We start from the raw sequence: 22,634 nt of genomic DNA on the forward strand, positions 1-22,634 counted from the left end.
CCTGACGGCCCGGACGCAGCCGGTGGTGAAGCCGGCGCCGCTGCCGTGACCGGCGCTTGGACTGCTCCCCCGGAAGCAAGACAAACCACCAGGAGTGCAGCCACGCGTGCCCATCGGTTCGTACGTCGTCTTGTAGCCATCAGCCCTTCTCCTCATCGAGTCGGTGACCGCGACGCAGGCTGGCGGGCGTGCGCTCGGTGCCCGGACCGCCCGCAGGTTCGGGCAGGTGCGGCGTAGGCTAATACTGGTATAGACCAATGGTCAAGGACTGTCCTGGCTGCGACGACAGGCTGGCGTGTGACCGCCGAGCCCCGAAGGCTCGCGGTGCGGGCCGCCGGGACCGCCCGGCGGGAGCGGCCAGGTCGGGATCACCAGGTGCCACTGTCGTACTAGGGTGGCTCGCATGGCACGGCCTTCCGCCGACGGCACCGCGAACCCGCTGACCTCGCTGACCCTGAACGAACTCCGGCAGCGCACCAGCGTCAAGTGGCGTACGCACCCGTCCGACGTGCTCCCCCTCTGGGTCGCGGAGCAGGACGTGCCCCTCGCCGCGCCGGTGGCCGACGCGCTCCGCCGTGCGATCGACCTCGGGGACACCGGCTACCCGCACGGGACGGCGTACGCCGAGGCGCTCGGCGAGTTCGCCGCCCGGCGTTGGGGCTGGCACGACTTCCGCGTCGACCACACCACGGTCGTGCCCGACGTGATGATGGGCGTCGTCGAGGTCCTCCGGCTCGTCACCGATCCCGGTGACGCGGTGGTGGTCTGTCCCCCCGTCTACCCGCCCTTCTACGCCTTCGTCGGCCACGCCGGCCGGCGGGTGATCGAGGCTCCGCTCGGACCGGACCTGCGGCTGGACCTCGCCGCACTCGACGACGCCTTCCACCGGGCCCGCGCCGCCGGCCGCCGGCCGGCGTTCCTGTTGTGCAACCCGCACAACCCGACCGGCGTCGTCCACCGCCGGGACGAACTGGAGGCGGTCGCCGAGCTGGCCGACCGGCACGGGCTACGGGTGATCTCCGACGAGATCCACGCCCCGCTGGTGCTCCCCGGCGCGCACTTCACCCCGTACCTGACCGTGCCCGGCGCCGAGTACGCGTTCGCCCTGACCTCGGCCTCCAAGGCCTGGAACCTCGCCGGCCTGAAGGCAGCGCTCGCGGTCGCCGGGCCCTGGGCCGCCGCCGACCTGGACCGTATGCCGGAAGAGGTGGGTCACGGGCCCAGCCACCTGGGCGTCATCGCACACACCGCCGCGTTCCACGCCGGCGAGCAGTGGCTCGATCTCCTCCTCGACGGCCTCGACGCCAACCGGACGCTGCTGGAGACGCTGGTGACCCAGCATCTCCCCACCGTCGGGTACCACCGCCCCGAGGGCACCTACCTCGCCTGGCTGGACTGCACCCGACTGGGCATCGCCACCGACGTGCCGACCGGCGAGCCCGGTGTGGTCAGCGATCTCGCCGGTCCGGCGAAGATGTTCCTCGACCACGCGCGGGTCGCCCTCAGCTCCGGGCACGTCTTCGGCACCGGCGGGACCGGCTTCGTACGGCTCAACTTCGCCACCTCCCCCGCGATCCTCACCGAGGCCGTCACCCGCATGGGCCGGGCGGTCGACGCGCTGTCCTCGTCGGCGGGCTGAGCCCGACCCGGTTTTCCGGCATCCGATTTCCGATTTACATTCGTCATGATGCGAAGCCGGACGGCGCGGCCGGGGGATGCGGGACGTCTGGGCTGCCCAGGCCACGGACCGTGGGCGTTTTGCTCCAGACGACCGCCGATGTCCTTAAAGATCTCCTAAGGTTTTGCCGCGCAAAATATTGATCGGCGATCATCTTGATCCTAGTGTCAGTCCCGGGGCCGCTGGCGTAGATCCGCAAAGTGCCCGGGCACAGAGGGCCGTCCGTCCCTGCTCATACCCAGGGAGACCCTCTTTGCTCTCTCCACCATGGCTCGATCAACTCAGGATCGTTCTCGCTAGGAGAAAGCACGCATGTCAAAACGTACAACCCCGCGACGCCTCGGGCGCTCGCTGGTCAGCGCCGGTGCGGCGCTGGTACTCACCGTGTCGGGGCTTGCCGCGACCGGTTCCGGCGCGCTGGCCGCGCCGGGTGATTCGTCCTCAGTGGAGGGCAAAGTCCGTTCCGAGCTTACCAAGGCGTTCGAGGCCAAGGAAGAGACGGACTTCTGGATCCGGTTCGGACCACGCGCGGACCTGAGCAAGGCCAGCGCGATCAAGGACTGGAACGAGCGCGGCACGGCGGTCGCGGCGGCGCTGAAGAAGACGGCCGCCGAGAGCCAGGCGAAGGTCCGCGCCAAGCTCGACAAGGCCGGCGTCAAGTACGAGACCTTCTGGGCGAGCAACGCCATCAAGGTGAGCAGCGCTTCCTCGTCCATGGCGCAGGACATCGCCGCGCACGGCGAGGTCGAGGGACTGTACGCCCCGGTCGTCTACGAGGTGCCCAAGCGGACCGACGGCGACGACCAGAAGACCGTCAACGCGGTCGAGTGGGGCATCGCCAACATCAATGCCGACGACGTCTGGTCGGAGTACGGCGTCAAGGGCGCCGGTATCACCGTCGCCAATATCGACACCGGCGTGCAGTTCGACCACCCGGCGCTGGTGGGCTCCTACCGGGGCAACAACGGCGACGGCACGTTCGACCACAACTACAACTGGTTCGACGCGGCCGGGGAGTGCGCCACCGCCCCCTGCGACACCGACGGCCACGGCACGCACACGATGGGCACGATGGCCGGCGAGGCCGGCGCCAACCAGATCGGCGTCGCGCCCGAGGTCACCTGGATCGCGGCGAACGGCTGCTGCCCCAGCGACGCGGCGCTCATCACCTCCGGTGAGTGGATGCTGGAGCCGACCGACCTCAACGGGCAGAACCCGGACGCGAGCAAGCGGCCGAACATCATCAACAACTCCTGGGGAACGCGCCTGCCCTCCAACGACCCGTTCATGGAGGACGTGACGCTGGCCTGGGCGGCGTCGGGCATCTTCGGCACCTGGTCCAACGGCAACAGCGGCTCGGCGTGCCAGACCAGCGGATCGCCGGGTAGCCGGACCGCCAACTACTCCGTCGGCGCGTACGACGTGAACAACAACATCGCCAGCTTCTCCAGCCGGGGCGCCGGGCAGGGCGGCGAGATCAAGCCGAACATCGCGGCCCCCGGCGTCAACGTCCGGTCGAGCATCCCGGGCAGCAGCTACGCCAGCTACAACGGCACCTCGATGGCCGCGCCGCACCTGGCCGGCGTCATCGCGCTGCTCTGGTCGGCGGCACCGGCGCTGGTCGGCGACATCCCGGCGACCCGCGCGCTGCTCGACGGCTCGGCGATCGACACGCCGGCCAGCCAGTGCGGCGGCACCGACGACGACAACAACGTGTTCGGCGAGGGGCGGCTGGACGCGCTGGCCCTGCTCAACGCCGCGCCGATCGGTGACACCGGCACCCTCGCCGGCACCGTGACCAACGCGGACACCAGCGCGCCGCTCGGTGGCGCCACCGTCACCCTGACCGGTCCGGCGGAGCGCACGCTGACCACCGCCGCCGACGGCACGTACTCCTCGCTGCTCCCGGCCGGTGACTACCAGGTCGCCGTGTCGGCGTACGGCTACGGGAGCAAGACCGTCCCGGCGACGGTCACCACCGGCGCGACCACCACGGTCAACGTGGCGCTCACCCCGGTCCCCAGCGTCACGGTGAGCGGCCGGGTCAGCGACGGTTCCGGACACGGCTGGCCGCTCTACGCGAAGGTGACCGTGGCCGGCGCCGGTGGCGTCTCCGACTACACCACGCCCGCGAACGGCCGCTACAGCCTCACCCTGCCGGCCGGCGGGACGTACAAGCTGACGGTCGAGTCCCAGTACCCGGGCTACCAGACCGTGACCAAGGACGTCGTGGTCGGCTCGGCCAACGTGGTCGCCAACGTCGACGTACCGGTGAAGAGCGACTCCTGCTCGCTCGCGCCCGGCTACCGCAACGGCTCCGACGGTGTCTACGAGACCTTCGACGGCACCACCACGCCGGCCGGCTGGACCGTGGTCGACCACATCAACAGCGGGTTCGTCTGGCAGTTCAACGACCCGGGCGCCCGCCGCAACCTGACCGGCGGCGCGGGCGGCTTCGCCATCATCGACAGCGACGAGTACGGCAGCGGCAAGCAGCAGAACACCTCGCTGGTCAGCCCGATCGTCGACCTGACCAACGTCACCGCGCCGGTGATCCGCTTCAACCAGGACTTCAACCACCTCGGTGGTGAGTTCGCCGACGTCGACCTGAGCATCGACGGCGGCGCCACCTGGACGAACGTGCTCAAGCAGTCGGCGGACGTCCGGGGGCCGAAGCTCACCGAGGTGGCGATCCCGCAGGCCGCCGGCAAGTCGCAGGTCCAGGTCCGGTTCCACTACCACGTCGGCTCCTACGACTGGTGGTGGCAGGTCGACAACGTGCTGATCGGCAGCCAGATCGTCTGCCAGCCGGTCAACGGTGGCCTGGTGCTCGGCCACGTCCGCGACAAGAACACCAACGGCTACGTCAACGGCGCGACCGTCACCAGCAACGACCGGCCGGCGGAGACCGCCACCACCGTGGCGACGCCGGACGACACCGAGCTCGCGGACGGCTTCTACTGGATGTTCTCGTCGGTGACCGGTGCCCACCGGTTCACGGCCAAGGCCTCCGGCTACGTCAACCAGGCGAAGTCGATCGACGTCGAGGCCGACTGGGCGACCGCCGCGAACTTCCAGCTCGCCGCCGGCCGGCTGTCGGTGAAGCCGGCGACGGTCTCCGCCACGCTGCGGATGCCCACCGGCAAGACCACCAAGACGTTCACCGTGACCAACACCGGCGGAGCGCCGGTCGACGTCACCTTCGGTGAGCAGGACAAGGGATTCGAGCTGCTGCGCGCCGACGGGTCCCGGATCAGCCAGCAGCAGATCCTCGGCTCGACCGGTGCCCAGCGGGTGCGCCTCAACGCCCCGACGTCGTTCGCGGCGGCCTCGCGGATGGGGACCGGCGTGATGCCGGCGGCGACCGGCCCGCACGCCGCGCCGTGGACCGACATCGCCGACTACCCGAGCAACGTCATGGACAACGCGGTGGTCACCCTCGGCGGCAAGGTGTACTCGATCGGCGGTGGCAACGGAACGGCCTCGTCGACGAAGAACTACGTCTACGACCCGGCCACCCAGGCCTGGACGGGGATCGCCGACCTGCCCGAGGCGCGCAACGCCATGACGGTGGGTGTCGTCGGTGGGAAGATCATCGCCACCGGTGGTTGGGGCCCGTCCGGCCCGGACGCCGCCACCTGGTCGTACGACCCGGGCGCGAACGCCTGGTCGGAGCTGGCCGACAACCCGGCGCCGCGGTCGGCCGCCGGAGCGGCGGTGGTCGGTGGCAAGCTGCTGGCGATCGGTGGTTGCACCACCGCGAGCTGCACGCCGATGTCGAACGACGTCGTCGCGTACGACCCGGCCGGTAACAGCTGGGCCGCGCTGCCCGACTACCCGAAGTCGGTCGCCTTCGCCTCCTGCGGCGGCATCGACGGAGTGGTGTACTGCACCGGCGGCAACGACGGCACGAACCCGCAGAAGGCCGGCTACGCCCTCAACCCGGGCGCGGCCAGCTGGACCGCGATCGCCGACGCGCCGGCCACGAGCTGGGCCAGCTCGTACGCGACCGCGAACGGCAAGCTGATCGTTGTCGGCGGCTCGCAGGACGGCGCGATCACCAACGCCGGGTTCTCCTACGACCCGGCCGGCAACGCCTGGTCGGCCCTGCCGAACGCCAACACCGCCCGGTACCGGGGCGGCGCGGCGTGCGGGTTCTACAAGGTGGGCGGCTCCTCGGGCAGCTTCACGGCCACCCCGGACAGCGAGGCGCTGCCCGGCTTCGAGGGCTGCTCCGTGGCTGCCGCCGACGTCAGCTGGATGACGATCGACAAGACGGCGGCCACCCTGGCCCCCGGCGAGTCGGTCACCGTCACCATCGGGCTGGCCGCGAACGTCGACCAGCCGGGTACGTACTCCGCGGCGGTCACGATCGGGGAGAACACCCCCTACACGGTCGACCCGGTCGCCGTGACCATGGTGGTGCAGCAGCCGACCACCTGGGCCAAGCTGACGGGCACCATCACCGGCACGAGCTGCCAGGGCGCCACCGCGCCGATCGCGGGAGCGACCGTGCAGGTGGACTCGTGGGCGTCGTCGTACACGTTCCAGACCGACGCCGCCGGCAAGTACGCCTACTGGATGGACCGGCGGAACAACCCGCTGACGCTGATCGTCGCGAAGGACGGGTTCAAGCCGCAGACCCGCCAGACGAAGCTCAACACCAGCACGCCGACGGTGGAGGACTTCAACCTCTCCGCCACCGGCTGCTGACGTAGCGTCGGCTGACGAACTCCGGCCCCGCCTGGTCTCGGACCGGGCGGGGCCGGACCTCGTTCCGGCCCGGATGCTCAGGTGGTAGCAGGGGTCCCCTGCTCATCACCAGGCGGTAGCAGGGGGCCCCTGCTACCACCCGGGGCGTCAGAACGGCCACCGGTCGCGGGACCCGGCCTCGATGAGCGGGATCATCGCGAACGCCGCGTCGGACAGGCCGCCGAACGTGTGCCGGTTGCCGACCGTCGGCGTGTGCCCGACCCGGTATCCGGCCAGGTTCCAGGTGTACACCGGGACCTGCGCGGGCACCGCCGCCGCCACGTCCGTCGAGCCGTGCCAGTGCGCCTGCTCGTCGGTGAGGATCACCACCCGGTCGTGCCGGTCGTAGTGCGCCCGGACCGCCTTCTCGGTCTGGGTCCCGCCGCCGTAGAAGTAGCCGCCGTCCTTGAACCGGCGCACCGCCGACAGCACCGACTCCCCCGCCACCGCCGGGAACACCCGGGTGTCGTTGGAGAACGACACCACGGTCGCGTCCTGCGCACGGGCGGCCAGCGCGAGACCGAACACGGTGGCCGCGTCCCAGCAGCGCAGCGTGCCGTCCTTGCTGAACCCGCTGTTCATCGATCCGGACGTGTCGATGAGGATCAGGGTCCGCCCGTCGAGGGCGGGCACGTTCGCCAGCGCGTGCTGCAACGCCTTCTCCAGCGGGTACGCCCACCGCAGGCTCGGTGCCGCGTTGTACGCCGACAGGAACCGCATCGGCAGCGCACGCGACCGCGCCACCGCGCCCGGGTCGGACAGCTTCGCCGCGACGCTCCCGGCGACGGCGTCGCCGACCCCGGCCTGGTCGAAGTTGCGCAGGTTACGCAGCAGCGCCAGGTACCCCATGGTCGGGATGACCGCCTCCCAGGCCGTGGCGTCCATGGCGGTCTGCCGCCAGCCGGCGAGGGCCTCCCAGGTCATGCCGGCCGCGCCCAGCACCGTCGGGTCGGTGACCTCCCGACGCCGCTCGACCGGCAGCGCCATCAGCTCGGCCCGGGCCGCCAGCACCGCCAGCGACGCCGGCAGCGGGTTGTCGCGCCGGTGACGCCGGTCCAGCGCGTGCCGGAACAGGTCGCCCTGTCGTTCGTCCCGCGCCCTCGGGTGGGTCAGGTCGATGACGTCACCGAACCGCACCGCACCGCCGTCGGAGTCGTACTTGAGCAGGCTGCGCTCGTGGTACAGCCGCACCACGGCGTCGGCGACGCCCCGCTTGACCGGCTTCGGCAGCGCCCGGCCGTGCCGGCCCAGCCAGTACGCCAGCGCCTCACCCGGCTCGTCGGCTCGCTGCAACGCCGCGTCCACGATCGCCCGCGACCCGGGAATGCCGGCGGCGACCTGCGCGCGGGCCCCCTCCAGGGCGGCCACCACCGAGGCCGTCCGCAGCATCGCGCCGGTACGCAGCCACGGCACGAACCGGCCGAACCACTCGGGGTCGGCGACCGCCACGGTGGCGACCAGGTCACGGAAGCGGGCGTCCCGGTCGGCGGCGCCCTCGTAGAACGTGTGCTCGCCGACCATGTTGGACACGGCCAGCAGGAAGAGCTCGGCGCGCGGCTCACGGCTGAATCCCGGCGCGCCCTCGGCCGTCACGGCGTCGGTCTCGCGCTGGTTCCGGCGCAGCTTGAGGTTGAACTTGGCCATCACGCCCCCAGGTCGGTCGAAGACAGGGAGGCGCCACCACACCGCACACCCGAGATCGAAGGTCGGCGACGGACTGTGTCCGCTGCTCTGTCCGATTGAGCTATCGGCCCGAGGGCTCCGGGGGACTCGAACCCCCAACCTGCGGATCCGGAAGTAACCGTTGCCTGCGCACCGGGTGTACGGCGTGGTCGCGCCTCCCGAGATCAGGGTCCGGTGACGGACGGGCCACCCACCGGATCGTGGGTCCCGTCCGGAGGTGTCGTCACCGTCGCACCGGGAAGTGCGTGCCCGACGCTAGCCGTGGCGACGACGGCCGGGCAACGGAGTTTGCCGTCCTGTGATCATGGGCGGAGACGACACACGCCGCACACCCGAGATCGAGGGCGACGACGGCATGCCCATTGCTCTGCCCCTGAGCTACCGGCCCGTCGGACCGGGAGGGATTCGAACCCCCGCCCCATGGATTACGAAGTATCCGTCGTCTGCGCACCGGGTGTACGGCGTGGCCCTTCCCGAGTCCGAGGACGGCGACGGGCTTGGTAAGAGAAGGATCCGTCACCTTCGCACCGGGAAGTGCGGCGACAGCCTACGTGCGCCGCCGTCGGGGCGACAACACGATTCCGGTCCCGGAACCGATGACGCCGCACACCCGAGGTCGAGGTTGGACACGGCGTCAGCGGACTTGAACCGCAGGGCCACAAGGGCCCCTTACCAGAGAAGTAGCCGTGACCCTCGCACCGGGTGTGCGGCGTGCCGGCACCTCCCGAGACCACGGCGGCGACGGCGACTGGCCCTTGCGGGCCAAGGTGACCTGGGCCTCTGGTCGATACCGCCGAAGCGGCAGCGGGATTCGAACCCGCGGCTCCCCGTTGAGAGCGGAAGTAACCGTTGCCTGCGCACCGGGAGGTGCCGAAGAGGACGGTAGGGGACCACACCCGTGGCAGCAAGCCAGATTGGGCGGGCCTGGTCCGCGCACGCGGGCCGGCCGTGCCCGCTCAGCAGCCGGGCTGGTGGATCCAGCCCACCCCCACCCCGTGGTCGGAGTCGACCGAGCCGACCGCACGGACGCACTCGACCGGGGCGTAGAGCATGTCGCTCCAGCTCACGGCACCGGCGACCCACGGCCGTGTCCAGGTGAACAGGGCCTGTCCGGACGGGGTGTCCCGGTAGGTGTTGGTGGTGATACCGCCGGCCCATCCGCTCGGCGAGGCGTACTTCGTCCGCACGGAGATCCAGTTCGTGCCGCAGTTGCGGCTGTACCAGAGGTAACCGGTGCCGACGCTGACGCCGAACTGAGTCACGATGTCCACCGTTTCGAGCAGCACCTGGGACGAGGCGCATCCGGTGTCGTACGGATCCCGGTTGTCGTATCCGTAGCCGCTGTAGGCGGCGGCCGGGGTGGCAGGGGCCAGGACCAGCGCGAGGCCCATGACCGTGGTGGCGGCGGTGACCGCCAGGTGTCTGATTCGCATCGGGGTCTCCATTCGGTTCCGCCCGCGGGGCGGGTCGCCGCGTCGGGCTACTCGACCTGCCGTCGACGCTAGGGCCCGGACAGGGTGGCCGGAGTCCGCGTTGCACACCCGGACGGATCGTGCACGAGGGGTTCCGTCCCGGCCCCGGAGGACCCCGGTCAGCCGGTGGACCGCTCGCGGGAGACCGCCTTCAGCCGTTCGACCGGACGAAGTCCGGAAGGTTCAGCCACCAGCGCGCGGCGTCGCGGCTGGAAGCCGGCAGACGAGGATCGTCGCGTACCCGCCGCAGCGCCGGCTCCTCCGTCGCCATGCCGAGCGCGAACACCGCCCGGTCGAGGGCCGCCCGATGGACCGGGGCACCGCTGTCGAGCCATCGGGAAACGTGGAACGCCAGCACCGGGGCGAGTTCCCCGCTGCTCCGTCCGACGCTGTCGCCGAGGACGCCGACCGCCGCGACGACGACGGAGTCGGCCGCGCCCGCCGCGACGGCGACTTCGCTGAGCAGCGCCCGCTCCGCCGGCCCGGCATTCATCCCGAGCGCCGAGACCATCGCGGTCGCCAGCCCGGCTTCGGCCCGAACGGCGGGGCTCCTCAGTTCCGTACGGAGCGCCGCGCAGAGGTGCGCACCGTACGGGGTCGACCGGAGCATCCACATCGCCTGGAACCGGCGGTCGGCGACCGGGCTGAAGAGGAGTTCCTCCACGGCGGCTCGGAGCATTCCGTCCTCGCCGGCGCCCTGCCCGTCGGGCATCCGGTTGACGACCGCCCCGATCAGACGTCGGCACAGCACCGCCCGCGCCGCGGCGGCCGGGGCCGTTCCGGCCGCTGGACGGACCGCGCCCCGGCCGGACGTGGCCAGCGCGGCCGGGGACGCCCGTCCGGTGCCCATCTCGGCGAGCAGGTGCGCGGCCAGCACGGCGGCGTCGCCGGGTCCCGAGGCTCCGGTGGCGAGGCGGCGGCACTGGGCGGCGAGCCGCCTCCGCTCCTCGGGCCCGAAATGGCCGTGGCGGATCTTCCGTACGCAGGCGGTCAGGGCCGCGTAGCGGGTCGCGCCACTCGTCGGCTCCGTGATCTCGCGCAGAAGGTGCGCGTTCGCCTCAGGATGGCGACTCGCGTCCAACATGCTGACCGTCTCGAAGGGCGCCTGGTTGGTGGGATCACGAGCCAGGTCGGCGCAGGAGGCGATGGCGTGGCGTGCGCCGACCGGGTGCCCGAGCAGCCGGTGGAAACCCTCGAAACGTTGGGTCCACCCGATGTCGGTGGCGACGAGCATCTCCATCAGCAACCGGTCGGTCACCGTACGCCAGCAGGAGGAGGGAACCAGCAGAAGGTCCGGGGTGAGGCTGATCGCCGTCGTCAGTCGGTCCCACTCGTCCCCCGACATGCGGTCCCGGGAACACGCCTTCTCGACCAGCGTGTCCAGGGTGGCCCGTCGGGTGTCGACCCCGGGCGCCGGCGCACGCAGGACCGAGGGCACGGAGGCGTCCACCATGGCGTAGCGGCCGAGCGCGTTTACCAGCGACGTGAGACCTCCCGGCGGGATGCCGAGCAGTTCCTCGTACCGCCGTACCGCCAGGTACGGCACGGCGATCCGACCGGTCTCCCACCGGGAGATCATCGACGGGCTCACCGGGCCCGACCAGCAGCCGCCGCCGAACTGCCGGCAGAAGGCCGCCGCCGATCCGTAGTGCGGCAGGCGGTTGACCCGCAACAACCATCCCAACGCGTTACGGTTCGACCACCGTGGTCCGAAGATCAGGTCTGCCACGTCCACCTCACTCCTCGAAGCGGGTGTGGGCGATGCCGGGTACCACTTCCGTGCGGCGGCTGACGTGGTACGACCGTTCACGAGTGGGGAGGCAGCACCGTTCCAGCCGGTCCAGTCTGACCTGCCGGCGACCGTTCGGCCAGCGGGTCGACGGCCAGGACCGGTGAACGGACGGCGGGAAGGACCCGGCCCGGACGACCGAGCCCAAGACGGACGGGCCCCGGCCGATCGCTGGTGGATCGGTCGGGGCCCGTCGGTTCAGGCAGGATCAGGCGAGGTCGAACCGGTCGAGTTCCATCACCTTGGTCCAGGCGGCGACGAAGTCGGTCACGAACTTCTCCCGCGCGTCCTCGCTGGCGTAGACCTCGGCGAGGGCCCGCAGCTGGGAGTTGGAGCCGAAGATGAGGTCGACCGCGGTTGCGGTCCACTTCACCTCGTCGGTGGCCAGCTCCCGGATCTCGTACACGTGCTCCTCGGACGCCGACGCCTTCCACCGGGTGCCCGGGGAGAGCAGGTTGGCGAAGAAGTCGTTGGTGAGCACACCGGGCCGGTCGGTGAGGACGCCGTGCGACGTGCCGCCGACGTTGTTCCCGAGGGCCCGCAGACCGCCGACGAGGACGGTCATCTCCGGCGCGGTCAGGTTGAGCATGTAGGCGCGGTCGACGAGCAGCACCTCCGGCTGGGTCTTCTCGCCCGGCCGCAGGTAGTTGCGGAAGCCGTCAGCGCGCGGCTCCATGACCCGGAAGGACTCGACGTCGGTCTCCTCCTGGCTGGCGTCGGTGCGGCCGGGCCGGAACGGCACGGTCACCTCGACGCCGGCGTCGCGGGCCGCCTTCTCGACGGCGGCCGAGCCGGCCAGCACGATCAGGTCGGCGAGGGAGATCGTCGCGCCACCGGCGTCGTTGAACTCCCGCTGGATGCCCTCGAGGGTCGCCAGGACCGTCGCGAGCTGCTCAGGCTGGTTGACCTCCCAGCTGCGCTGCGGTTCGAGGCGGATCCGCGCGCCGTTGGCGCCGCCGCGCTTGTCGGTGGACCGGTAGCTGGCGGCCGAGGCCCAGGCGGTGGAGACCAGCTGGGCGGTGGTGAGGCCGGACTCCAGGACCTTCGCCTTGAGGGCGGCGACGTCGGCGTCACCCACGACCTCGTGGTCGACGGCCGGCACCGGGTCCTGCCACAGCTGCGCCTCGGGGACCCACGGTCCGAGGAAGCGGCTGACCGGCCCCATGTCGCGGTGCAGCAGCTTGTACCAGGCCTTGGCGAAGGCCAGCGCGAACTCGTCGGGGTTCTCCAGGAAACGGCGCGAGATCTTCTCGTACGCCGGGTCGACGCGCAGCGACAGATCGGTGGTGAGCATCGTCGGCTTGTGCTTCTTCGACGGGTCGTGGGCGTCCGGGATGATCGCCTCGGCGTCCTTCGCGACCCACTGCTTCGCCCCGCCGGGGCTCGTGGTCAGCTCCCACTCGTAGCCGAAGAGGATCTCGAAGAAGCGGTTGCTCCACTGCGTCGGCTTGTCGGTCCACGTCACCTCGAGACCGCTGGTGATCGTGTCCCCGCCCCTGCCGCTGCCGTGGGTGCTCAGCCAGCCCAGGCCCTGCGCCTCCAGCGGGGCGGCCTCGGGCTCGGGACCCACGTGGTCGTCGGCGACGCCGGCGCCGTGGGTCTTGCCGAAGGTGTGGCCGCCGGCGATGAGGGCGACGGTCTCCTCGTCGTTCATCGCCATCCGGGCGAAGGTCTCCCGGATGAAGTGCGCCGCCGCGAGCGGGTCCGCGTTGCCGCGCGGGCCCTCCGGGTTCACGTAGATGAGGCCCATCTCGGTCGCCCCGACGCCGGCCACCATCTCCTTCTCGGAGGCGTAGCGCTCGTCGCCGAGCCAGGTGTCCTCCGGACCCCAGAAGATCTCCTCGGGCTCCCAGACGTCCTCCCGGCCGAAGCCGAAGCCGAAGGTCTTGAAGCCCATCGACTCCAGGGCCACGTTGCCGGCGAGCACGAGCAGGTCGGCCCAGGAGATCTTCTGGCCGTACTTCTGCTTGACCGGCCAGAGCAGCCGGCGGGCCTTGTCCAGGTTGGCGTTGTCCGGCCAGCTGTTGAGCGGGGCGAACCGCTGGCCGCCGTCACCGGCGCCGCCACGGCCGTCCTCGATGCGGTAGGTGCCCGCGGCGTGCCAGCTCATCCGGATCATCAGGCCGCCGTAGTGACCGAAGTCGGCCGGCCACCAGTCCTGCGAGGTGGTGAGGACCTCGACGATGTCCCGCTTGAGGGCCTCGACGTCGAGCTTGGCGAACTCCTTGGCGTAGCTGAAGTCCTCCCCCAGCGGGTTGCCCTTGGACGAGTGGGCGTGCAGCACCGAAAGGTCGAGCTGGTTGGGCCACCAGTCCCGGTTGGTGCGCGGACGACCGCCGGTCTTCGGGGTCGGCGAGTCGATCGCCGGGTTCTCGCTCTCGCTGCCGTGCGCGGTCACCGAGTCGTGCGCGACCGGGCAGCCAGCCGCCTCCTTCCGGTCCACGCCCTGCGCGCTGGATGGGACGTTGTTCTGGTCGCTCATCTACTTCCTTCCGACTGGCGGTTTCACTGGGAGATACGTTCGGTCGCGCAGTCGGGGCAGGTGCCCCAGTAGACGACCTCCACCTCGTCGACCCCGAAGCCATGGTCGTCGGAGGCGGTGAGACAGGGAGCATGGCCGACGGCGCAGTCGACGTCGGCGATCGCGCCGCAGGAGCGGCAGACGACGTGGTGGTGGTTGTCCCCCACCCGGGACTCGTACCGGGCGGTCGCGCCGGCCGGCTGGATGCGCCGCACCAGCCCGGCGTCGGTGAGCGCCCGTAGTACGTCGTACACCGCCTGGTGGGAGACCGTGGGCTGATCCGCCCGGACCAGCGCGATCACCGTGTCGGTGTCGACGTGCGGATGGTCACGCAGCGCGGCGAGCACCGCCAACCGGGGTTTGGTCACGCGCAACGAGACCGCCCGCAGCTGGGTCTCGAAGTCGGCCGTCATACGACGAACCTAGCACTGTTCTGGAATGAATCAAGTTTTCCCGGGCCATCTTTTGCCGACTTCTCGCCCCGGTGGCGGTGCGGTCGGCGGGTCAGACGGTGATGACCACCTTCGCCCGCGCGTGTTCACCTTCGAGGTACCGGATGGCCTCGGGCACCTCGTGAAGCGGATAGGTCCGGTCGATGACCGGGGTGAGGCGGCCGGCTTCGGCGTGGACGCGGAGCGCGTCGAGGTGCTGCCGGCCGGGCACCGTCGCCAGCGTGACGATGCGGTGCCGGACGAAGGGCGCCAGCAGCTGTCCGCGCGTGAGGAGCCAGACCGGTCCGACGAGACTGCCGCCCCGGTACACGCCGCCGCCGGAGAGCACCAGCGTGCCGGTTGGGGTGAGCGCCCGCCGGAGCGCGGTGAGCGAGCGGTTGCCGACCAGGTCGAACACGACGTCGTGGCGGCGGTCGTCGCGGGTGAAGTCGTCGCGGGTGTAGTCCACGACGCGGTCGGCGCCGAGGGAGCGGACCAGGTCGACGTTGCGGGTGCTGCACACCCCGGTCACGGTCGCGCCCAGCGCCTTGGCCAGCTGGACGGCGAGGGTGCCGACGCCGCCGGAGGCGCCGTTGACGAGGACGCGGTGGCCGGGCTCCACCCGCCCGACGTCACGCAGCCCCATGAGCGCGGTCACACCGGCGAGCGGCAGGGCGGCCGCCTGCTGCGGCGTCAGGTTCGCCGGCTGCGGCGCGACCAGGGTCTCGGGCACGCACACGTACTCCGCGAACGCGCCGTTGGCGTCGCCGAGGTCGCCGAAGACGGCGTCCCCCGGTCGCACCTGTCGCACCCGGGCGCCGACGGCCTCGACCCGGCCGGCGAAGTCGCGGCCCCGGATGCGGGCGCGGGGCCGCGACCGCCCCATGGCCAACCGCGCCATCCGCGGATCGCCCCGCATGGCGTGCCAGTCGTACGCGTTGAGCGCGGCGGCCTCGACCCGCACGAGCACCTCGTCGTCGGCCGGCACCGGCGGGTCGACGTCCGCGAGCGTGAGCGTTTCCGGGGGGCCGTACCGGTCCTGGACGATCGCCTTCATCGCTTCCTCCTTCAGGTGTACGGCGTACACCGCCGCGGGATTCACGGTAGGTGTACGCCGTACACTGGTCAAGGCGGTTATGGTTTTTTCCACCGCTGCCGGAAGACGGGACCGAGATGGCTGAGCAGGCCGAGACGCTGCGCCGGACGCCGCTGAGCAGGGACCGGGTCCTGCGCGCGGCCGTCGCGCTCGCCGACGAGGCCGGCATCGAGTCGCTCAGCATGCGCAACCTCGCCCAGGACCTGGGCGTCGTGCCGATGGCCCTCTACAAGCACGTGGCCAACAAGGACGAGCTGCTCGACGGCATGATCGACGTGGTCGTCGGCGAGATCGACCCGCCGGTGCCCGGCGCCGACTGGAAGCGGACGATCCGCGAACGCATCCTCTCGGCCCGGCAGATGCTGCTCCGCCACCCCTGGGCGCCACTCGCGATCGAGTCGCGGAACATGGCGACGCCGGCCCTCCTCGCCTACCTCGACTCGATGGTCGGGACATTCCGGGCCGGCGGGTTCTCCGCCAACCTCGCCCACCACGTGATGCACGCGATGGGCAGCCGGATCCTGGGCTTCAGCCAGGAACTGTTCGACCCCGCCCGGCGCGCCGGCCGGTCCGGCACGACCAGCGCGGACCCGCCGACAGGCCTACCACCGGAGGCCGCGGCCCGGTTCCCGCACCTCGCGGAGATCGCCACGGCGGCGTCCCACGACGACGCGTCGGTCGTGGGACAGGGCTGCGACGACCAGTTCGAGTTCGAGTTCGCGTTGGACCTGCTGCTGGACGGCATCGAACGGCTGCGACAGCAGGGGTGGACATCGTCGCACCGCCCCCGGTGAGCGGGTCGGGACGAGGCCCGGCCACGCCGCCGCCCGAGGTGGGTTCAGCCTGCCTGGACGCCGGTGGCCGTCACGTGGCGTGCGGCACGGTGGCGGGGAGCGCCACGTACGTGGTCTCCAGGTACTCCTCGATCCCCTCGAAGCCGCCCTCCCGGCCGAATCCCGACGCCTTCATGCCACCGAACGGCGCGGCCGGGTTCGAGATCAGCCCGGTGTTGACACCGACCATGCCGTACTCCAGCGACTCCGCCAACCGCACCGTCCGGGCGAGGTCCCGGGTGAAGACGTAGGCGGCCAGGCCGTACTCGGTCGTGTTGGCACGGCGCACCGCCTCCTCCTCCGTGGTGAAGACGCTGACCGGAGCGACGGGCCCGAAGATCTCCTGGCCATTGATCTCCGAGTCCGGATGGACGTCGACCAGCACGGTGGGACGGTAGAAGTAGCCCGACCCCTCCACAGCGGAGCCACCGACCACGAGGCGGGCACCGTCGCGGACCGCGCCGGTGACGAGCCGGTGCACGGAGTGGACGGCGCGCTCGTCGATCAGCGGACCGACGTCCACACCCGGGTCCTGGCCGCGACCGACGACCAACCGGCCCATCCGCTCGGCCAGTCTCGCGGCGAACTCCTCGGCGACGTCCGCATGGACCAGGAAACGGTTCGCGGCGGTGCACGCCTCGCCCATGTTGCGCATCTTGGCGAGCATCGCGCCCTCGACGGCGGCGTCGACGTCGGCGTCGGCGAAGACGAGGAACGGGGCGTTGCCGCCGAGCTCCATGCTCAACCGCGGCAACTGGTCGGCCGACTGACGCACGAGCTGCCGTCCGACCGGGGTGGATCCGGTGAAGGACACCTTGCGCAGTCGCGGGTCCGCCATCAGCGCCTCGCTCATCGCGGCGGCACGGGAGGTCGGCACCACGTTCAGGACACCCGGTGGCAGCCCGGCCTCGTGGAGGATGTCCGCCAACGCGAGCATCGTGAGGGGCGTGAGCTCGGCCGGCTTGACCACCATCGTGCAGCCGGCGGCGACCGCCGGACCGATCTTGCGCGTCCCCATCGCCATCGGGAAGTTCCACGGCGTGACGAGGAGGCAGGGGCCGACCGGTTTGCGGACGGTGAGCAGGCGGCTGGCCCCGTCGGGAGCGTGCATCCACCGGCCGTGGATACGGACCGCCTCCTCGGAGAACCACCGGAGGAACTCGTTGCCGTAGGCGACCTCGCCCCGGGCCTCGGCGATCGTCTTGCCCATCTCCAGGCTCATCAGCTCGGCCAGCTCGTCCGTCCGGCCCCGGACCAGGTCGAACGCCCGGTGCAGGATCTCCCCCCGGTCACGCGGCGCGCTCGCCGCCCAGTCCCGCTGCGCGGCGACAGCGGCGTCGAGGGCGTCGACCGCGTCCCGGACCGAGCCGTCCGCGACCGAGGCGAGGACGGACCCGTCGGCCGGGTCGCGCACCGTGAAGGTGGCTCCCTGCTCCGCCGCTCGCCAGCGACCACCGATGAAGAGGCCGCGCTGATCGGGTCCGGGCAGAACACGTCCGGGCATGGCCGAACTCCTCGGGATCGTCGGGTGGGGACAGTCGCACCGGGTCCGGCGACCCGATCGGGGGCAGGACGACGACCGGCGGCTCCGGGCGCAGGTGACGGTGCCGCCCGGGGCCTCAGCGGCTGGCTGCCGCCGCCGCCCGCCGCAGCGCCGCCTGGACCTTCGTGACGTACTGCTCGTCGGAGCGGGTCATCGGCACGACCACGGCCAGGACGCCGAGCAGGACGTCGCCCCGGAAGACCGGCGCCGCGACCGCCCACGACTCCTCGGTCGACTCGCGACCGCTGTAGCCCATGCCCTCTTCCCGGATGGCGGCGCATTCGGCCCGCAGGTCGGCCAGGGTGCGCACGGCCCCGGACTCCGTCGTGAACTCGTCGGTGCCCGGCGGCAGACCGAGGTACCCGTGCTCGGCGTGGCTGAACGCGATCAGGGCCTTGCCCGCGGCGCCCAGGTACACCGGCCCGCGCTCCCCGGGGTGACAGACCCTCCGTACGAGCCGGGCGGACTCCGCCGACTCGATGCAGACCCGGTCGTTCCCGGCGCGGACGAAGAACGCCACGGTCTCGTCGAGTTCGTCCCGGAGGCTGACCGCGGCCTCTCCGGCGAGCTTGCGGATTCCCGACCACTGGTCGCTGGCGTACAGGAGCGCGGTCAGCTCGGGCCCGGGGACGAACTGGCCGTGCTCGTCCTGCTGGAGGAAGTCGGCCATCCGCAGGGTGGCCAGGAGCCGCGACGCGGTGCTCAGGCTGACACCGGCCTCGCCGGCGAGTTCGGTGAGGGTCCGGCTCCCGCGAGCGGCCGCGGAGAGCAGGTTGAGCGCCCGGATCACCGACCTGACACCACGCTGCTCCGTCGGCTCGCAGTCCACCTCGGTCACCAGGGCCTCCTTCATCGTTCGGCCGTCGGGCCGAAGACGTTCACGTCACGTGTCCGCCAGATCATGCCCACCGTCTCGCCGGTCCGGTAGGGATGCTCGCCGTCGTCGTGCTGCATCTGTACCCGTACCGGGCCGAGTGTCTCAGAGTGGACGGTGTACATCGTGTGCGAGCCGAGGTACAGGCGGTGCGTGACCTTTCCGGTGCAGTGGCTGTATCCGTGCGGTGGGGCAGCCGCGACGTCCGTCAGGGCGATCCGTTCCGGACGCACGGCAGCGACCGACGCGTCGGCGGGCAGGGTCCGGTCGTCGTCGAGGGACAGCAGTCCGCCGTTCTCGACGCTCAGCCGCCCCGGTGCCTCGGGACGGACGGTGAGCATGTTGTTGGTGCCGAGGAAGTCCGCGACGAAGGCGGACCGGGGGTGCTCGTAGAGCTCCCGTGGCGTCCCCATCTGCTCGATCCGGCCGTGGTTCATCAGGGCGACACGATCGGACATCGACATCGCCTCCTCCTGGTCGTGGGTGACGTAGACCATCGTCACCTGCAACTCCTGCTGGAGTTGCCGGAGCTCGACCTGGAGACGCTGGCGCAACTTGCGGTCGAGGGCGCCCAGCGGCTCGTCCATGAGCAGGAACGCCGGGTCGAACACGACCGCCCGCGCCACCGCGATCCGCTGCTTCTGACCGCCGGAGAGCTGGTCGGGCAGCCGGTCCGCCGCAGCGGACATGTCGACGAGGTCGAGCGCCCGCTGCACCCGCTCGGCGATGACCTCGCGCGGCTCCTTCCGCATCTCCAGCGGGAACGCGAGGTTGTCGCGGACCGACATGTGCGGGAAGAGCGCGTAGTCCTGGAAGACGACACCGATGTTGCGCTTGTCGCTCGGCACGTGCGCGATGTCGGTGCCGTCGACCCGGATGGCCCCCGAGGTCGGCTCGGTGAATCCGGCCAGCATCATCAGGGTCGTGGTCTTCCCCGACCCGGACGGGCCGAGAACGGTGAAGAACTCACCCGGCTCGATCGTGAGGGTGAGGTCGTCGACGGCGACGTGGTCGCCGTACTCCTTGCGGACGTTGTCGAAGTGGATCGCGCCGTGGCGGACGGTCATCAGTTGCTCCTCGGGGTCCGGGTGAGGCGGCGGAACAGCGCATAGCCGAGCCAGATGACGGCGGCGCAGGCCATGACGAAGACGGAGATCACCGCCACGGTCGGGTTGGTCTCCAGGGAGAGCGCTTCGAAGATCCGCTTGGGGAGCGTCTTGACGTGGACGCCGGAGAGGAAGATCGCCACCGTCGACTCGTCGAACGAGGTCAGGAACGCGAAGAGGGCGGCGGTCGCGATGGACGGGGCGATCAGCGGCAGCACGATCCGACGCAGTTGGACCGTCCGGCTCGCGCCCAGGCTGGACGCGGCCCGCTCGTAGACCGGGTTGAGCGAACGGAGGCCCGCGCTGACCACGCTGAACACGAACGGCAGAGCCAGCGTCACGTGGGCCAGGACGATCCCCAGCTCGGTGTCGACGAGCCCGATCCGCTCGAACTCCACGTAGAAGCCGGCGGCGGCGACCACCGTCGGGAACAGCAGCGGCAGCATCATCAACGTCGAGGTCGCCGTGCCCCACCGGCGGACCGTGCCCCGGACGACGCCCATCGCGGCGAGCGTCCCGAGCACTCCGGCGATGACGGTCACGAAGAACGCGATCCGGACGCTGACCGCGAGCGGATCGAGCCAGCTCGCGGTGAAGAACTCCGTGTACCACTGGGTCGAGTACCCGACCGGCGGGAAGACCAGCGCCTTGGTGGAGGCGAACGAGATCGGGATGACGATGAACTGCGGCGCCAGCACGAGAGCCCCGAGGACGGCGGCCAGGATCTTCGGCAGTCGGTGGCTGCGGGTGACGCCGAGGCGGTCGAGTCCACCGGCCGCGCGTCCGGCGAGCTTGAGCACGCGCCCGCCACCACGCCTGGTCTTGGCGGAGCGGATGGCCGCGGTGCCGGACCGCCCGGCCAGCTCGGTCGTCGACATCCCGGTCAGCCGCTGGAAGACCGCGACGATGGCCAGGACCAGGACGCCGAGCACGAGGGCGGCGGCCGAGGCGAGGCCGTAGTCGCCGCTCTGCTTGATCGCGCTGTGGATCAGCGAGCCGAGCATGCTGCCCTCGGAACCGCCGAGCAGCGCGGGGATCACGAACGCGCCGATGCCGTAGACGAAGCACAGGACCGCTCCCGCCTGGATGCCGGGCTTGGTCAACGGCAGGTAGACCCGGACGAACGCCTGGGCCGGACCGGCGCCCAGACTGGTCGCGGCACGGGTCCGCGAGTCGCCGAGCGAACGCATGGTGGCGGCCAGGGGCAGGATCATCAGGGGCAGCAGGTAGTGGGAGAGGCTGACGACGACCGCGATCGGCGTGAAGACCATGCTGATCGGCTCCAGCCCGAACTGCTCGACGAGCTTGTTGACCGGGCCCTGACGGCCGAGGATCACCAGCCAGGAGAACGACCGCAGCAGGATCGAGGTCAGGTACGGCGCCATGATCGCCACGGTCAGGAAGGTGCGCAGCCATCTGCCGCCGTGCACCATCTGGTAGGCGATCGGGTAGCCGAACAGCAGCGCCAGGAACGTCGCGACCGCGGAGATCAGGATCGTCCGCACGATGCTGTCGCGGTAGCCGGCGTGCCCGAGGAGCCGGGTGAAGTTCTCCAGGCCGAAGGTCGGTTCGGTCACGCTGCGCAGGCAGAGGATCGCGACCGGAAGCACGAAGACCACGGCCACCACCACGGCTGCGGGAACGCCGCTCAGGTCCCAGCCGCGTGGGCGGCGGCGCCGGCCCCCCGTGGTACGGGAGGCCGGCTCCGCCAGGTCCGGTGACGTGCGGGTGGCGGTCACGCGTTCTGCCAGTCCTGCCAGCGCTTGAGCACGTCCGCGCCGTTCTTGGCCCACCAGTCGACGTCGATGCGGAAGGTCTCGTCGCTGGCGGTCTCCTGGGTGCCGGGAAGGTCGGCACGGGTCTGGGCGTCGAGGCCGTCGAGCACCGACTTCAGCGACGGCGTGTAGCCGAGCTTCTCCATCATCGCCGTCTGGACCTCGGGCTTCAGCGAGTACTTGATCGCCTCGAAGGCGTTCGGCTGGTCCGGCGCTCCCTTGGGCACGACGAGCTGCTGGACGGAGAGGACGGCGCCCTTCCAGGTGTAGTCCAGCGGCACCGCGCCGCTCTCGGCGATGCTCTTGATCCGGGCGAGGTTCCCGTAGCCCAGCGCGATCTCGCCCTGCGAGATGGCGTTCTGCAGGTCACCGTTGGACGGGAAGAAGACGGTGTCCTTGCGGATGGTCTCGAGCTTGGCGAAGGCGCGGTCGAGGTCGAGCGGGTAGAGCTGGTCGACCGGGACGCCGTCGGCGATCAGGGCGCCCTCGAGGATCCCCCAGGGCAGCGCCACCAGGCCGCGCTTGCCGGGGATCTGCTTCGTGTCGAACAGGTCGGCCCAGGAGTCGAGGCCCCCGGAGACCTCGTCCTTGTTCCAGAACAGGTTCCGCGAGAACGTGTACCACGGCACCGAGTACTCGGTGACCGCGCTCGGGTCGGCGAAGCCCTGGAGGCTCTTGGTGTCGATCGGCTGCAGGATGTCGGCGGCCATGAACTGGGCGAGCGAGGAGTCCTCGGCGTCGATCAGGTCGAGGTTCATCGAGCCGGACCGGGACATCTGCACCAGCTTGGCGACGTCGGAGCCGCTGCTGTCGTAGAGGACCTTGACGTCGGTCTCCTTGGAGTACGGGTCGAAGAGCGCCGCCTTGACGGCCTCCTCGTAGGTGCCGCCGAAGCCGGCGTACGTGATCGACCCCTTCTCGCCGCCGGCCTCCGAGCAGGCGGTGAGCCCCACAGCCGCGACGACCGTCGCCAGCACGGCACCGACGAGACGTCGGCCCCTGGTCACGTCGAGATATGTTCGCATAACGGTTCCTTCTTGGTCATCGCGGCCGGGTTGAGTGACTGAACCACCTCGGAGTA

General features: G+C 71.0%; 14 protein-coding genes and 1 tRNA gene. 3 read left to right on the forward strand and 12 right to left on the reverse strand.

All coding sequences use genetic code 11. The features are described 5' to 3' along the window. Positions 1-403 precede the first annotated feature (403 nt). Both QSK20_RS26450 and QSK20_RS26455 read left to right on the forward strand, forming a co-directional pair. On the forward strand, positions 404-1,639 hold the full coding sequence (locus QSK20_RS26450) for a MalY/PatB family protein (protein ID WP_285791320.1): 1,236 nt from the start codon (positions 404-406) through the stop codon (positions 1,637-1,639). Positions 1,640-1,990: 351 nt separating this feature from the next. Next, entirely contained in the window at positions 1,991-6,391 is a 4,401-nt protein-coding gene (locus tag QSK20_RS26455; protein WP_285791321.1) for a S8 family serine peptidase, read from the forward strand. A gap of 147 nt (positions 6,392-6,538) precedes the next feature. On the opposite strand, the gene QSK20_RS26460 is transcribed toward QSK20_RS26455, so the two are convergent. From QSK20_RS26460 to QSK20_RS26490, 7 genes are all read right to left on the reverse strand, one after another. Continuing rightward, on the reverse strand, positions 6,539-8,074 hold the full coding sequence (locus QSK20_RS26460) for a TROVE domain-containing protein (RefSeq protein ID WP_285791322.1): 1,536 nt from the start codon (positions 8,072-8,074) through the stop codon (positions 6,539-6,541). 836 nt (positions 8,075-8,910) lie between these two features. Further along, positions 8,911-8,970, reverse strand: a tRNA-OTHER gene (locus tag QSK20_RS26465). 99 nt (positions 8,971-9,069) lie between these two features. Next, positions 9,070-9,546 carry a hypothetical protein gene (locus QSK20_RS26470; protein ID WP_285791323.1) on the reverse strand — a complete coding sequence of 159 codons (477 nt, stop codon included), beginning with the start codon at positions 9,544-9,546 and terminating at the stop codon, positions 9,070-9,072. A gap of 190 nt (positions 9,547-9,736) precedes the next feature. Further along, positions 9,737-11,320, reverse strand: coding sequence for a hypothetical protein (locus tag QSK20_RS26475; protein ID WP_285791324.1), 1,584 nt, complete (start codon positions 11,318-11,320; stop codon positions 9,737-9,739). 262 nt (positions 11,321-11,582) lie between these two features. Next, positions 11,583-13,856 (reverse strand): catalase/peroxidase HPI, encoded by a 2,274-nt coding sequence (gene katG, locus QSK20_RS26480; RefSeq protein WP_285791325.1) that lies wholly within the window; start codon positions 13,854-13,856, stop codon positions 11,583-11,585. Between the two features lie 23 nt (positions 13,857-13,879). Then, on the reverse strand, positions 13,880-14,308 hold the full coding sequence (locus tag QSK20_RS26485) for a Fur family transcriptional regulator (protein ID WP_285791326.1): 429 nt from the start codon (positions 14,306-14,308) through the stop codon (positions 13,880-13,882). A gap of 91 nt (positions 14,309-14,399) precedes the next feature. Next, positions 14,400-15,383: an NAD(P)-dependent alcohol dehydrogenase gene (locus QSK20_RS26490; RefSeq protein ID WP_285791327.1), complete on the reverse strand. Its 984-nt coding sequence runs from the start codon at positions 15,381-15,383 to the stop codon at positions 14,400-14,402. Between the two features lie 116 nt (positions 15,384-15,499). Between QSK20_RS26490 and QSK20_RS26495 the strand changes: the two genes are divergently transcribed. Further along, positions 15,500-16,216 (forward strand): TetR/AcrR family transcriptional regulator, encoded by a 717-nt coding sequence (locus tag QSK20_RS26495; RefSeq protein WP_285791328.1) that lies wholly within the window; start codon positions 15,500-15,502, stop codon positions 16,214-16,216. 70 nt (positions 16,217-16,286) lie between these two features. Here the strand turns inward: QSK20_RS26495 and QSK20_RS26500 are convergent, their stop codons facing one another. The 5 genes from QSK20_RS26500 to QSK20_RS26520 form a co-directional block, all read right to left on the reverse strand. Continuing rightward, complete coding sequence (locus tag QSK20_RS26500) at positions 16,287-17,759, reverse strand: NAD-dependent succinate-semialdehyde dehydrogenase (RefSeq protein WP_285791329.1); 1,473 nt, start codon at positions 17,757-17,759, stop codon at positions 16,287-16,289. A 115-nt stretch (positions 17,760-17,874) separates the two neighbouring features. After that, entirely contained in the window at positions 17,875-18,636 is a 762-nt protein-coding gene (locus QSK20_RS26505) for an IclR family transcriptional regulator (protein WP_285791330.1), read from the reverse strand. 11 nt (positions 18,637-18,647) lie between these two features. Beyond that, positions 18,648-19,739, reverse strand: a complete 1,092-nt coding sequence (locus QSK20_RS26510) for an ABC transporter ATP-binding protein (RefSeq protein ID WP_285791331.1) — start codon at positions 19,737-19,739, stop codon at positions 18,648-18,650. Beyond that, positions 19,739-21,517 (reverse strand): ABC transporter permease subunit, encoded by a 1,779-nt coding sequence (locus QSK20_RS26515; RefSeq protein WP_285791332.1) that lies wholly within the window; start codon positions 21,515-21,517, stop codon positions 19,739-19,741. The genes QSK20_RS26510 and QSK20_RS26515 overlap by 1 nt, the downstream gene beginning before the upstream one ends. Continuing rightward, positions 21,514-22,578, reverse strand: coding sequence for an ABC transporter substrate-binding protein (locus tag QSK20_RS26520; RefSeq protein ID WP_285791333.1), 1,065 nt, complete (start codon positions 22,576-22,578; stop codon positions 21,514-21,516). Before QSK20_RS26520 ends, QSK20_RS26515 begins: the two co-directional genes overlap by 4 nt. Between the last annotated feature and the right edge of the window lie 56 nt (positions 22,579-22,634).

Origin of the sequence: Micromonospora sp. NBRC 101691, from assembly GCF_030269285.1 — a bacterium.
Lineage (GTDB): Bacteria > Actinomycetota > Actinomycetes > Mycobacteriales > Micromonosporaceae > Micromonospora > Micromonospora echinospora.

Bases quoted from the DNA above. Each gene is read 5' to 3' on its own strand.
- QSK20_RS26450 (WP_285791320.1), top strand. From the start codon at position 404: ATGGCACGGCCTTCCGCCGACGGCACCGCGAACCCGCTGACCTCGCTG.
- QSK20_RS26455 (WP_285791321.1), top strand. From the start codon at position 1,991: ATGTCAAAACGTACAACCCCGCGACGCCTCGGGCGCTCGCTGGTCAGC.
- QSK20_RS26460 (WP_285791322.1), bottom strand. From the start codon at position 8,074: ATGGCCAAGTTCAACCTCAAGCTGCGCCGGAACCAGCGCGAGACCGAC.
- QSK20_RS26470 (WP_285791323.1), bottom strand. From the start codon at position 9,546: ATGCGAATCAGACACCTGGCGGTCACCGCCGCCACCACGGTCATGGGC.
- katG (WP_285791325.1), bottom strand. From the start codon at position 13,856: ATGAGCGACCAGAACAACGTCCCATCCAGCGCGCAGGGCGTGGACCGG.
- QSK20_RS26485 (WP_285791326.1), bottom strand. From the start codon at position 14,308: ATGACGGCCGACTTCGAGACCCAGCTGCGGGCGGTCTCGTTGCGCGTG.
- QSK20_RS26490 (WP_285791327.1), bottom strand. From the start codon at position 15,383: ATGAAGGCGATCGTCCAGGACCGGTACGGCCCCCCGGAAACGCTCACG.
- QSK20_RS26495 (WP_285791328.1), top strand. From the start codon at position 15,500: ATGGCTGAGCAGGCCGAGACGCTGCGCCGGACGCCGCTGAGCAGGGAC.
- QSK20_RS26500 (WP_285791329.1), bottom strand. From the start codon at position 17,759: ATGCCCGGACGTGTTCTGCCCGGACCCGATCAGCGCGGCCTCTTCATC.
- QSK20_RS26510 (WP_285791331.1), bottom strand. From the start codon at position 19,739: ATGACCGTCCGCCACGGCGCGATCCACTTCGACAACGTCCGCAAGGAG.
- QSK20_RS26520 (WP_285791333.1), bottom strand. From the start codon at position 22,578: ATGCGAACATATCTCGACGTGACCAGGGGCCGACGTCTCGTCGGTGCC.